Source organism: Lyngbya sp. CCY1209 (genome assembly GCF_035615495.1).
GTDB lineage: Bacteria > Cyanobacteriota > Cyanobacteriia > Cyanobacteriales > Microcoleaceae > Limnospira.
Window position 1 is genome coordinate 1 of record NZ_JAJENU010000130.1, and the last position, 13,416, is coordinate 13,416.

8 protein-coding genes are annotated in these 13,416 nt (G+C 41.5%); all 8 read left to right on the top strand.

The genetic code is table 11. The features are described 5' to 3' along the window. The first annotated feature begins 356 nt into the window (after positions 1 to 356). From LKE08_RS01005 to LKE08_RS01040, 8 genes are read left to right on the top strand one after another with little or no spacing between them, the layout of a single operon-like run. Positions 357 to 1,046 carry a VWA domain-containing protein gene (locus tag LKE08_RS01005; protein ID WP_324702327.1) on the top strand — a complete coding sequence of 230 codons (690 nt, stop codon included), beginning with the start codon at positions 357 to 359 and terminating at the stop codon, positions 1,044 to 1,046. Further along, positions 1,046 to 1,780, top strand: coding sequence for a PP2C family serine/threonine-protein phosphatase (locus tag LKE08_RS01010; protein WP_324702328.1), 735 nt, complete (start codon positions 1,046 to 1,048; stop codon positions 1,778 to 1,780). The genes LKE08_RS01005 and LKE08_RS01010 overlap by 1 nt, the downstream gene beginning before the upstream one ends. Further along, positions 1,759 to 3,165, top strand: coding sequence for a protein kinase (locus tag LKE08_RS01015; protein ID WP_324702329.1), 1,407 nt, complete (start codon positions 1,759 to 1,761; stop codon positions 3,163 to 3,165). Before LKE08_RS01010 ends, LKE08_RS01015 begins: the two co-directional genes overlap by 22 nt. Positions 3,166 to 3,178: 13 nt before the next feature. After that, complete coding sequence (locus LKE08_RS01020; protein ID WP_324702330.1) at positions 3,179 to 6,502, top strand: AAA domain-containing protein; 3,324 nt, start codon at positions 3,179 to 3,181, stop codon at positions 6,500 to 6,502. A gap of 5 nt (positions 6,503 to 6,507) precedes the next feature. After that, the gene (locus tag LKE08_RS01025) at positions 6,508 to 8,043 is read left to right on the top strand and encodes a hypothetical protein (protein WP_324702331.1); all 1,536 of its coding nucleotides are present in this window, start codon (positions 6,508 to 6,510) and stop codon (positions 8,041 to 8,043) included. Between the two features lie 52 nt (positions 8,044 to 8,095). Further along, positions 8,096 to 10,408: a hypothetical protein gene (locus LKE08_RS01030; protein WP_324702332.1), complete on the top strand. Its 2,313-nt coding sequence runs from the start codon at positions 8,096 to 8,098 to the stop codon at positions 10,406 to 10,408. Further along, a complete protein-coding gene (locus tag LKE08_RS01035; protein WP_324702333.1) occupies positions 10,408 to 12,555 on the top strand; it encodes a hypothetical protein in 2,148 nt (715 codons plus the stop codon). Before LKE08_RS01030 ends, LKE08_RS01035 begins: the two co-directional genes overlap by 1 nt. A gap of 39 nt (positions 12,556 to 12,594) precedes the next feature. Next, positions 12,595 to 13,233, top strand: a complete 639-nt coding sequence (locus tag LKE08_RS01040) for a hypothetical protein (RefSeq protein WP_324702334.1) — start codon at positions 12,595 to 12,597, stop codon at positions 13,231 to 13,233. Positions 13,234 to 13,416 lie beyond the last annotated feature (183 nt).

Sequence of the window (13,416 nt, forward strand, 5' to 3'; positions counted from 1 at the left end):
TCGGCGGCGAGGTGTTCGACGGGTTGATTTCCGCCGGGACGGCGACTGCCGTGGGAGAGGAGAATCCAGGCATCTGCAATTGAGCGCGATCGCCTCAACTCTTTTGCACTGAGAATTCTCGGAGTTATTTACACTGGTCAATCATGAGTGATAAAATTAGGTGATTGAGGTCGCTATAGCTCGACATGGCAGGCGATCACTCAGTCTTGTGGCTGTTGACCGAACGCCACCGCTGCGATCGCTATCGCTAGTCAAGCAGCGGAATGTGAGGAGGAAGACTTCTTGGTTCTTGAAAAATTGGAGAACATCGCATTTAAAAATTAACATTACTACTGAGACAGGACTACCCAAGAGTTATGGTTTCCAGTAAATTTCAGCAATTTACTGTCCAATCTGCCAGGAAACTCCCCGTGATTCTCCTGGCAGACGTTAGTGGCAGTATGAGTCAGAACGGCAAGATTCAAACGCTCAACCGGGCGATCGCAGAGATGATTGAGTCTTTCGCCGCAGAAGAAGATGTCCGGGCCGCCATCTATGTTGCCGTGATTACCTTCGGCCGAGGCGGTACCAAGATTCATCAGCCCTTACTTCCGGCCAATCAAATTCAATGGACGGATATGCAGGCAGCCGGCCGCACCCCGATGGCGGAGGCTTTTGATTTGGCACGAATCATGGTCGAAGACAAAAATCAAATCGCCAGCCGAGATTACCATCCCACGGTGGTTTTAGTCAGTGATGGTCATCCCACAGACGACCAAGGTTATCTCAGTGACAATTGGAAACAACCCCTTCAGCAATTTCTCGACTCCGAACGCGCATCCAAAGCCCTACGTTTGGCGATGGGAATTGGGGAAGATGCCGACGAAGAAATCCTGAAAGCTTTTCTAACAGGTCAGGATTCCCAACTTTTGTTTAGAGCAGATGAATCCGGACAAATTCGCCAGTTTTTCAGGTTTGTAACGATGAGCGTAACCAATCGTTCTCAGAGTGTCAATCCCAATAGTATTTCGACTCTACCAGATAATTTTGAGGATCTGGATTTTTAATGAACTCGAAAAAATCAACTCAACTCATCCAGTTTGGAGCATCGGTTCGAGGGCCTCTACACCAACAGGAAAATCGCCCAAATGAAGATGCTTGGGAAAAATTTTACTGCGGTTTCGGGACGGGAATTATTGTCAGTGATGGCATGGGTTCAAAACCCAATGCCCGCCAAGGCTCTCGAATGGCTTGTCGAGCCGTTAAACAAGCGTTACGCCCCTGGAGTAAAGCACCCGGCGCTTCACTCAAAATACTTTTACAACTGATTCATCTGCACTGGGATTTGTTAATCCTACCCGAATCAGAAAAAGACAGCGTGGCTACCTGTTTATTTGCGGTGGTTGTACCGTCTGGAGAACTGATTGTTGCTCAACTCGGAGATGGGATTGCAGCCCTTCGGGAACCTGACGGCCAGGTAATGTTGCTGAACAGTCAGCAAACGGGTTTTGGCAATCAAACTACCGGGCTAGGAATTGCCCGATCAACACAAGAGTGGTCTGCGATCGGCAAACCCGACTTTTCTGCTGGCTCTGCGGTTTTCCTCGCAACCGATGGCATTGCAGACGATCTCAAACCAGATAGCATCGGAGATTTTATTAACGTTTTAATCACTGATTTTGGTCAATTATCGCCCCAACGCCGGGGGCAATTACTCAGTCGAGAATTGCGAAACTGGCCGACGCCCAAACATCTCGATGATAAAACCCTAGCCGTGTTGTGGCATCCACCCAAAAATTAGCAGAAAAAACAACAATGAACCAACAAAAACGAGTCGTCGATCAACTCGGCACTGTATACCAACTCAGTCAAAAATTGGGTCAAGGTGGGCAAGGTGTTGTATATGCCGTTGAAGGAGGTAGACGGGCGGTTAAAATCCTGAACAAAACCTCACAAACCGAGCGCGATCGCCTGCGAAGACAATTGCAACTGGTGCAACAGCTTGACTTAAAAGGACTCAATATTGCCCGTCCCCTGGAAATGTTAAAACCCCCTCGGGTCGGTTATGTAATGGAACTGCTGACAGATATGATGCCCATCAGCAAGTTGTCCAATTATCCCCAAAATGTCAACTGCATCGTTGAGTGGTATTTGGAAGGGGGAGGATTAAAACGTCGCTTACTGCTGCTGGCTCAATGTGCGGAAACTTTATCTCAACTGCACGGCAAAGGTTTAGTTTACAGCGATCCTTCCGAAAATAATGTGTTTGTTTCTTGCGACGTTAATCATCATATTATCCGGTTAATTGATGCGGACAACCTACACTACCAAAGCAATCATTCAACATCCGGTGTATATACACCGAGATACGGCGCTCCCGAGCTGGTAAATGGTAAATCGGGTGTGAATACTTTAACAGATGCCTACGCTTTTGCGGTGATTGCTTTTCAGACTTTAAGTTTAGTCCATCCGCTGATCGGAGATTTAGTCAATGAGGGAGAACCAGAACTGGAACAAGAAGCTCTAGAAGGTCAACTTCCCTGGATCGATCATCCCGAAGATCGGCGGAATTCAACTCAAACGGGATTTCCGCGAAAAATAGTTCTGTCTCCTCAACTGCAAGAGTTATGTCAACGATGTTTTGGCGAAGGATTACTTCAGCCTCAAAAAAGACCCGGTTTAGGACAGTGGGTGGAAGCTTTATATTCTGCATCTGATAACACCCTTCATTGTCCGAATTGTCAAAGTACCTACTATTGGAATCAAAAAATTTGTCCTTGGTGCGAACATCCGCGACCTCGGTTTGTTCAGGTATTAATTCAGCGGTGGCATCCCGAAGCAAATCCCAAAAGATTTGATGAAATAAAAAATATTTTGCAAGTGATGACATTAGAAAAAGATCGTCCTTTAATTTTAACCCGTCGAACTTTGGACGGACGCATCGGAATGGATGGTCATACTCCCGAGTTAGAACTGATTTTTGATGGTAACAATATTAAGGTAAAGAGTCTTAGTGATCGGTGCTTTTGGTTGACTTCAGAAGGAGAGGGAGCGCATCAAATTAAAGTTGAAGTCAAGCAAGAGTGGCGATCATTTCCAGCAAATCCGGACAAATATAAATCTTGGTTGCTGCATTTTTATTCCTTAAATACTGCCCATCGTCTCGCCTATTTTAGTCTGGCTTAGGAGGAAATTAAGAATGAAAATTAGTGATGTCAAAAGTGGACGGACTTATCTTGTAGAAATTGAACAGAGCGATCGCAGTCCTTTTTTGGGTTTGGGTCGTCAATCAATTCAGAATGAAGTCTCTCTCTATCGTTCTGAAACCACTGGAGAAATTCTCTTGAAAAATAGAGATGAAGTTTGGAGTATTGAAGGAACAGACAAAGAACATAAAAAGTTACTGTCTGATGTGATGGAACGAAATCTACCCTTGCTCTGTTGGATAGCCGCTATTTTTCCGAAAACCAACTCACCCGAACGTCTGAAAATTCAAGTTCACGAATTTCCTCACTCACTTTACTTGCAGGAGGAAATAGCGATCGGTATCGACGAAAAAATTATTGATGATATTCGCGATCGGTATATTCGCAAAGCTGTTCCGGTTTCGGAAATCCTGAAATGGTTAACCAACAAAGTTTTGATTCCCTCTCCCGCTGATAACAGAATGCAGCGAGTTTTGATGCAAGCCGGTCAATATTCACAAAGCGGATTAGAAACTACATTTCGCTTGTGCGGAAAAGATATCGCCGTGAATGTCCGTCGCACTCCCGATGATAAATTAATTATCGATCGAGTCGTTCGAGCCAGACAAAACCAGGAGTATAACGAACAGCGTCCGATTATTTTAGTTCGAGGAAATTTTTCATTCTGTGACTTTTCAATAGCCGGAAGTTTGCGTTCTGATGCAAAAACAGAACTGGATACTTTGGTCGAAAGCTCCAATAGTTATTTGGCAATTTGGGAAGAGTATAATCAAATCGAAAAAGCGATAATTTTGCAAAACGCTCAACAAGTCAGTTGGATGCGTTATACTCACAAAGAAATTCTCTCTAATGGCGACTACCGATTTCATTTACAGAGTAAGACTTCCTTAAACCAACAACTTCAAATTCTGAGAGAGTCCCCCCAAATTTCCCTGGAGGCAAGTTCATCAGAACCCAACTTTTCCTGCATAGAAAGCAACTACAAAAATGGGCGAACCTTTTTTGGGCAAGTTGTGGATATAAACTGGCAAAGGTTGACTTTAGATATTCGTCCTTCCAACCTAGATGAAGAAGAAGACTTAAATCCACCCTCATACGGTTTCCTTTTTGTCTCCTTACAAGGCGATAGAACTCGTTTAAGACGTCGCACAAAAGCAGAAGAAAAAATCCGTACAGCATCCTGTCCGATGCCTCAACTCGGACTAATTCTAGAAAATCAATCCGTTCCAATTCGGCGTATTCGCAACTATAAACCTTTGACAAAAGATGTGCTGAAAATTTTCGACGGTTTCCGTCCAACCAGACGTCAAGAAGAAGCGATTCGAGTGGCGATTAATACTCCAGATATTGCCCTAATTCAAGGCCCACCTGGAACGGGAAAAACAAAAGTGATCACTGCAATTCAGGCGAGACTTGCAGAAATTGCCGAAGATGCAGGCAGCAGTATTAAACACAAACTACTGTTAACGAGTTATCAACATGATGCGGTAGAAACGGTGGCAGAAAAAACCAACGTTTTTGGACTCCCTGCGGTTCGGATTGGCGGTAGAATGCAGCAGGAAGGACTGGATAATGTAGATCGTTGGCGTCGGGTAAGAATTGAAGCATTAGAAGCGAAGTTGGGTCAACTTCCCGAACAGCCAGAATCAGAAAATTTACGAACAGTCCGCAATTGGATTAATAGTTATCTATTAACGCCTGGAGATCGCCACAAAACCGCTCAACTCTTACAAAATATCTTTGAAGTGACCCAAGGTAAAATTGAAAATCAGTTGAGCGATCGCCTTTTTGAGTTCTGCCATCAACTGAAACAAAAACCCCAACTTCAAAATCATTCTGACGAGCAAATATTGGCAATTAAAGCCATTAAATCGCTCCGAACTGATGCCGTTAGTTTTTGCGATGACGGTGCGATCAACGCCAGGAAAGTGATTTACCGTTTAGAACCGCTAAACCTTCTCGATACTTCTCAAAAGCAATTGCTAGAACAAGCAGCCGACTGGTGTGAAGAATCAGAACCACCTTTTTTAGAAGAATTAGAACCTTTGAAACGGCAACTTCTAGATCTGCTTATTCCTGCAGAATTACCAGTTGTCGCATCCGTTACCGATCCTGAGATTGAAGAGTTACTCACAAAAGTTAAAGATTCTTTCTACAACTATGTTTGCCAGTCAACCGCCGGGACAGAAACCGTGTTATTTGAATATTTAGAAGATCTAAAAACCGATCCGCGAGGGGTTCGAGAAATGCTGCAAAATTATACCGTTGTTTTGGCTGCAACTTGTCAACAATCAGCCGGGAATGCGATGAAACTAACCACGGGTAATGACGACAGTGTGTTTGAAACAGTGATTATTGATGAAGCAGCCAGGGCTAACCCTTTAGACTTATTTATTCCCCTCTCCAAAGCCGAACGACGAATTATTTTAGTTGGAGATCATCGCCAACTTCCCCATATTTTAGAGGAAGATGTCGAACGGCAACTGAGTCAGTCGAGACAATCCACTCAAGATGCACTGAAAAAAAGTCTATTTGAGCGCCTGTTTAATCAACTTAAAGAACGAGAAAGAACTGATGGTATTAAGCGAACTGTCACGTTGGATACTCAGTATCGAATGCACCCCATTTTAGGAGAGTTTGTCAGCAAAACCTTCTATGAATATCATGGTGAACCACCCATCGAAGCCGGCCAATCCGAAACTGCTTTTGTTCACAATTTACCGGATTATCAAGATACTGTTGCAGCTTGGATTAATGTTCCATTTAGTGCGGGTGCAGAAGTGCAGGGAAAAAGCAAATCCCGTACCGCCGAAGCCAAACGAATTGCACGGGAATTGAAACGAATGATCGAACATAATTCTCATCTAACTTTTGGCATTATTACCTTCTATTCTGCTCAGGTAAAAGAACTCTGGAAAGAACTTTGCAAAGTCGAACTTGCCGAACAAACCGACGAAGGAATTTATCAAGTTAGTTCGGCTTGGCGAGAAACACGAAATCATGAAGGAAAAATTGTTGAACGCTTGCGAGTCGGCACGGTCGATTCATTTCAAGGGAAAGAATTTGATGTAGTTTTTCTCTCGATCACTCGCAGCAATCTGATAAAATGTAAAAGTGAAAGCCAATATCATAAAAAGTATGGATTTTTGATGTTAGAAAATCGTCTTTGTGTGGCAATGAGTAGGCAAAAATGCCTTTTAATTGCCGTGGGAGACTTGGATATGGTTCGGACGGATATTGCACCCCAAGCCATTCCGCAGCTTGTCAGTTTTTATCAGTTCTGTCAAAACGATTGCGGTAAAATTTTTAATTCCTAAACACTATGTCTTTTCAAAAAGAAACACCCATTCTCTATTTCAATCCTCAATCCTCCACTCGCTGGAGTCATCGGAAATATCTACTATGGCCGGCTTTGTCTTATCGAGTGATTGCTCCAAAAATTCAAAAAAGAAAACTTAATATTCTCGAAAAAGCCGTATTGGGAATCTGTAAAGTGGGTACATTTGAAGCAATAAAAATTGGAGAATATCTTGATATTGGCAAAGACTTGGCAGCGTTAATTATTCTGCAACTCGGAGAGAAAGAGTTGATTGAAGATGGTAAGTTAACTAAAAAAGGACTCAAAATATTGGCAGGAGAAAGCATCGAAGATCAAGAAATGATTGCCGGATATATTTTTCAAGATCCCTGGACTGGAGAACTGTGGCCCCGTTTTATTGAAACCCTAGAATATGCCGATGTTGAATTCAACCAACAAGGGTTTCCAAAACTCTTACTGGGAACAGCGGGAAGACCAAAAAATGAAAGAGCATTTATGCCTTTTCCTGTTGAAAATATTATTGAAACTCAACCGAGTCCTCAAGAGATTTTAGATGCAGTCAGAAAGCATAGTCTCGCTTTACGCAGTCGCCATCAACAACAAACAGATGAAGATGAAGAGTCCTGGACTTTCGATCAAGTTCCCACGTTACAGCGAATTTCATTTATAGAAGAAGAATCGACCCCAGTTTGGCTGACAACTTTTATTTATCTTCCCGAAAATACTGCGATGCAAATCAATTGGAATATTTGCGATCCGTTTGGCTTGGGTGATAGTTTGTGGTTGCGTCGCCGACTAGACAAACATCTTAAAAAGCAGTCAATTCGGGGAATAGAAAACATGATTTCTGACTTGATTGATATTCATAAACAAGAAGATGAAAATTACAATTATTCTGATTTACTTGATATTCTTCACGAACAAGCAATTTCAAAGGTTGAGACTCAATTAACTATTGAAATTCGACGATGGGACGATCTGTTTCAAAGTTTAGTCGAAATGGAGAGGACTTATCTAGAAGCTGAAGAGTTATCGGAGAATAACAAATTTTCGGACAAATTGGGTGATGTTTTGATTAAAGCACAAAAAGTTGCGGAAACACTTTTGTTATTGATCGCGGAGAACTATCCAACTCGGAATGTTTGGATAGTTTTGTCAGAAGCCGATCGCCAAGGAAATCAAGATTTATATAATCGGTTGGCTGACAAAATCGGTTTTAATACACCACTTCCGACGGCGCTCACCCATGTTAAGATGGGAAAAGTTAGATCTGCAGCAGATCGAGGAAGGTCTACACTACGTCCTTCTCTTCTGGCTGCTCTTTTGGCAACTCGACAAAATGTTAAACATCCTTTATATGCTATGGCACAACAATCACCGGAATTATTACACCAGTTAAATCAACTGGCTGAAATGCGAGATGAGAGCAGTCACTCTGGCGGTCAAAAGTTCACTGCTCAGGAGGTTTATCGGCAAGTTGAGATAATTTATAAGTTTGTTTCGGGAATGCTGGAAATTGGCGTTGTAGCAAAATCTTAGCTTGGCAATTGTTTGGCAAGTCAGTCAAAAGTTCAAATCAGGAGTCAGAATCGTGGCCAAAAAAAATCAGAGAAATAATCCAAATCCGGAGAAAATAAATCAGCAATTTGAAAAAGCAAAAGAGCAATTAAATGATGAAGATCTGAACCACATCAATAATTCCACCTCCGGTCAAACTGTTTCTCTAGAAGAGTTATGGAAAAAGTCTCAAATTTTCGAGACAGCCATGCAAAAACTAGAAACAACCAAACAGGAAATAGAACGTCATAAAACCGAACTTGAAACTAAAATTCAAGAAATGGAGCAACAGAAAGAAAATTTAGCACAGGAAACTCAAAACCTGAATCAAAAACAAGAGCAGCTTCAACAACTAGAAGCTGAACTCACTCAAAAAGCTGCCACACTGAATCAGAAAGAACGGGACTTATACAAGCGGGAACTGAATGCTGAAGCGGGTTTTATTGCCGAAAGTCAGGCTGCATTTGCTCCGCTAGAAAAGCAAAGGCAAGCATTACGAGAAGAACACGATCGCAGTCACCAGAGAATTGCAGAAGAACGAAAAGCTTTAGAAGAAAAAAATCTGCGACAACAATCTGAACTGGAACATGAAACTGTTCGCAAGCAGCAAGAACTTGAAGCCGATTTCAATCAATTAAAAGAAGAAAGAAAAAAAATAAAAAGACAACAAAGAGACTTGCAACTTGAACGGGAGCTATTAGAAGATGAAAAACATTTGTTAGAAGAAAAAATTGAGCAAAAAGTTGCCGTACAGGTTCAAAATTTAGAAGTCAAACTTCAAGTATTAAATCAGCGATTAGAAACTGAGAATAAATTGCGAAATCAGTTTCAAGAGTGCCTCGTCAAAAAAGCCGAAGCGGATCGGAGATTTGGTCAAAAAACTCCCGAACAAGTCCTGGAAGAGCTTCAAGACTTGCGACAAACAAAAGAAAAACTTGAACAGCAACTAGCTGCATCTCCAAATCCCGGTATTGTAGATAAACTGAAGGAGTTAGAATCTCAACAAGAAAATTGGGAAAATGAGCGGTCGCGCTTAACAACTCAATTGCAAGAACTTAAAAGGAGTAATACCTATAATCGGATCGCTGTAACGGAACTTGAAACTTTACGGGACGAAAAAGAATCACTGGAAGCAAGCAATAACCGCCTCAAAAATGCTATCGGAGATCTGAAAGAAGATTTCAATCAAGCCTTTGAACAGTCTCAAGATAAAAGTCCTTTTCCCGACTGTTTCCGGATGGACAGCGACACGACATTACAAGCACGGCGCTCCTTGTTTGAAGATATTCTCAACTTACAAAAATTTGCCAAAGATCTACGGTATCGTATTGCAGTCTCTCCCCGCGAAAATGACAAAAAGCTATACTACTCGGAGCGGGATATTCGAGTCTTTTTAGGTGGCTTGGCAATGAGTAGATTGCATTTACTGCAAGGGATTAGTGGCACCGGAAAAACCAGTTTAGCCGTTGCATTCGCCAAGGCAGTTGATGGTCAGTCTAAATTAATTGAAGTGCAAGCAGGATGGCGCGATCGCCAAGATCTTTTAGGCTATTTCAATGCTTTTGAAAAGAAATTTTATGAATCGGAATTTCTGCAAGCGCTCTATGAAGCTCAATGTCCTGCCTATCAAGACCGCATCTATGTAATTGTACTGGATGAAATGAATCTTTCAAGACCCGAACAGTATTTTGCAGATTTTCTATCTAAGCTAGAACAAGAAACACCATCGATCGCTTTGACGAGCGTTCCAGATCGACCCAATCCACAGTTATTTGAAAATGGAAAAACATTAAAAATTCCATCCAATATCTGGTTTATTGGAACTGCAAACCAAGATGAAACAACTTTAGAATTTGCAGATAAAACTTACGATCGCGCTCATGTAATGGAACTACAGCGTCATCCCGATCATTTTGATGTCCCGACAATGGAGTTTAGAGATCCCGTTTCTTATACAGCTTTAATGAAAGCTTTTAAACAAGCACAAATGCAACATTCATCGGAAGCAAAAAACGCTTATGAATTTTTAAATGTAGTTCTCGCAGACACTCTTGAAAAACAGTTTAAAGTGGGTTGGGGAAATCGGTTAGAGCGACAGATGAAAGATTTTGTGCCAGTTGTTGTCGCTGCGGGTGGAACGACTGGAGAAGCAGTCGATCATATTTTGGCAACCAAGATTTTACGAAAAGTACGCGATCGCTACGATACATTAGCCAATCATATTCGACAGCTTAAAGAGGATATATTGAACAATTGGTCAGCTTTAGATGCTAAAACTCAACCCGAACAATCCCTCGCTATTCTTGATGCTGAAATTCACCGTTTAGAGCCCGGAGGAGAAAATTAATGAAATTTGTAGACCGTCTCACCGATCGAACATTTGACCAACTTCCCGAGCATTTAATTTTGGGTCGTTGGCAAGCGATCGCAGAATCAGAATCCGTGGTCATGAATGGAGTCAAACAACCGAATAGTTTTCGATCCTATTTATTTGGAGATGTCAACGATTATTGGTCATTACGTTCTGCCGAAAAGTCACTGAATAGACGATTTCAAAGTTGGCAATTTCCTTCCGATTTGGTCGCTCAAAGCATTCGTTTTTTTGAACAGGAGTTGCAAAGACTAATTCGGCAAAAAGCGTCTTGGCAGCAATGGGTTAATACACCTCCATTGGCTTCCGAAATTGAACAGAAGATTCATCTTCAACCTTTGGCAAGAGAGACGAAAAAAAGATTTGGACATTTAGAAGCAATTTGTCATAATCCCAGAACCTCTCTCAAGATAGAGACAGAAAGATTACCCACATCTCGCGCCAAACGAATCTCACCCCATGCGATTGAGTTTCTGGCTTCTCATTCAGAAGATTGGGAACGTTTAAGATTTCGTTCCGTAATTCCCAAGCAGGTTTTAGCGTTGGTAAGAGAAGACCAAATTAATATCTATGAAAATCAAGTTACAGTCCAATTGATTGACTATTTACTGGATTATCTGAATCGGCAGATTCAAGATATTAAAATCCTTCGAGATGAATTGGAACAGGCCAGTTATTTTTCTAATGAAACTCAAAACATCGATCAAATTCACTGGCGAAATCGAGAGCGAATTTTTGCGCTGCTTGGGAACTTAGCAGATGCGGAAACCGGACTAAAGGAAGCGAATGATACTTTAGAACGGCTGACTCAAGTTCACACTAAATTGCGGGGACTGATGCAAACGGATCTTTACAAATCAATTCCCGAAAATTTCTCCGTCGGAACCACCTTAAAACGGACAAATATCCTCGTCAACGATCAACATTATCGCTACGTTGACAAACTGTGGAGACAGTGGAGTTTGTGGAAACAAGGAAGAAGTAAAAATGCCGAACAAGTTTTTCAGGATCATCAAGAATTGTTTCAAGGCTTTGAGTCTTTTTGCTTGCTTTTAATTTGTCGTGCTTTAACCGGAAGTGACAATAAAAATGATCGAGGTTTTGGCTTTCAGGCGGTTATTAATGAGATTCCCAAACGGGGTAATGATCCGATTTGGCTATCTGGAATATGGGGTGAAATTTCACTACACTGGAAAGCACAAGGGGTTTTCTGTTTGCATTTGCCTGAGTTGACAAGAGACTTACACATTATTCCGATGATGTTACCTTTGACTGCAACTCATAATTCTGAAGCCATTGATGCAATTCTCGCTGGCTTTAGTGAAGCTATCAATCAAAACGTAAAATCCACGAGTAAGACACCTTATTTTGTCATTCTATACCCTGGCACTCAGGAAGAAAGAGAAAAGCTAAATATTGATTTAAAAACAAAAGTAAATCGACTGAGTTATTCTCATTCATCAAAAGAAATTGAACTCTCGATTTTACCCGTTACCCCTCTAGATATCCTCAGCTTGGAAAGAGTTGCGCGTGTTATTCAATGGTGGCTTCACGATCAACGTTATCAGTCTTATCCTCCCATTCTATCAAAGCATATTCCCTCTCACTTATCCGAGGATTTGCTGTCGGATGCCAATTGGCTCGTTAAAGATCATCAATTCAATCAATATCGAGTCTTGCAACAACCGACCTCTGAAGAAATAGAATTTTTTCAATCTAATTTGAATCGACTCATTAATGAAGCGAAAGCCAAAGGGCCTCAAGCCAAAGGTGATTGTCAACAGTTACAGAGTTTAGAAGATTTATCAGATCTGGCAAAACAGCTAATATTACCTTTCAAAGTTTGTCCAGTTTGTCATTCAATCGGTGATATTGTTAGATCTGAAAAACAATCCTTTTACGCAGAATGTGATCAATGCGGTAGTGCTTGGGGAACTCGAACTTGTGGTCACTGTCATCAAAATTATCCTTTTATTCAAGTCCAAGCGACAGGACTCTATCGAAGAGATATTTTGACCGATGAAATTGAGAAAATATTGGGCCGAGATGTTTTGGCAATTCCCCAGCATATTGACGCCGATCGCACCCATTTTATCTGTTCTTGTTGTGGAACACCCGAATAAATTGATTGTCTTCACAATCTTATCAATCTAAATCAAACTATGCCTTACACAATTGAGGATTGGAAAAAACGAGTTGTCTCACGTTCTGACATGACCAGTCAGGTCGTACATTTAACTCGGCCGACTGTTATTAACGGTCAATCTTCTCCGGCGATCGATGTATTAATGAAAATTCTCGCGGAGAAAAAGTTGATCGGTAGCTCAACTCAATCCGGTTTTATCTGTGGCGAACGAAAAGCCGTTTGTTTTCAAGAAACACCCCTCTATTCTCTGGCACAGAATATCTATTTAGAGCAGGAGTATCGCCAACAAAATCCATCAGGTAAAGTGAGATATCATGGAGTAGGTTTAACTTTTTCTAAGCCTTATGTTTATCGAAAAGGAGGACGGCCTGTTATTTACGATCGCTCAGAAGAAGCTAAAAAATATTTACCTTCCAGTGAATGGTGGAGAATTGTTAGCTTCGATCTAAGCAACGATCAAACCATTATTGATTGGACACATGAACGAGAATGGCGAGTTCCCGATGATTTTATATTTGATTGGGAAGAAACCAGCATCATTTTACCTAGCGTGATAGCCTATCAAGAGTTTATCAAAAAATGCCAATCCGTCAATGCTTTTGATGTACTGACTAAAATCAAAGGGATTGTTAATCTGGGTGCTGTATTTTTCTAGTTTTAAACTCTTGCGGAAAAAACTGTCACGATTGGGACTGAAAACTTGAGATCAATTTCCAATTTATTCTTCTCATTAGAAATGAAAAATTTTGGAGACTGTTAGATTTTCTTAACGGATTCGGAGGACTGCATGAGGGTCCAGATCAGATCGCCGAGAGAGTCGGTGTCGTCGAGGGGTGGG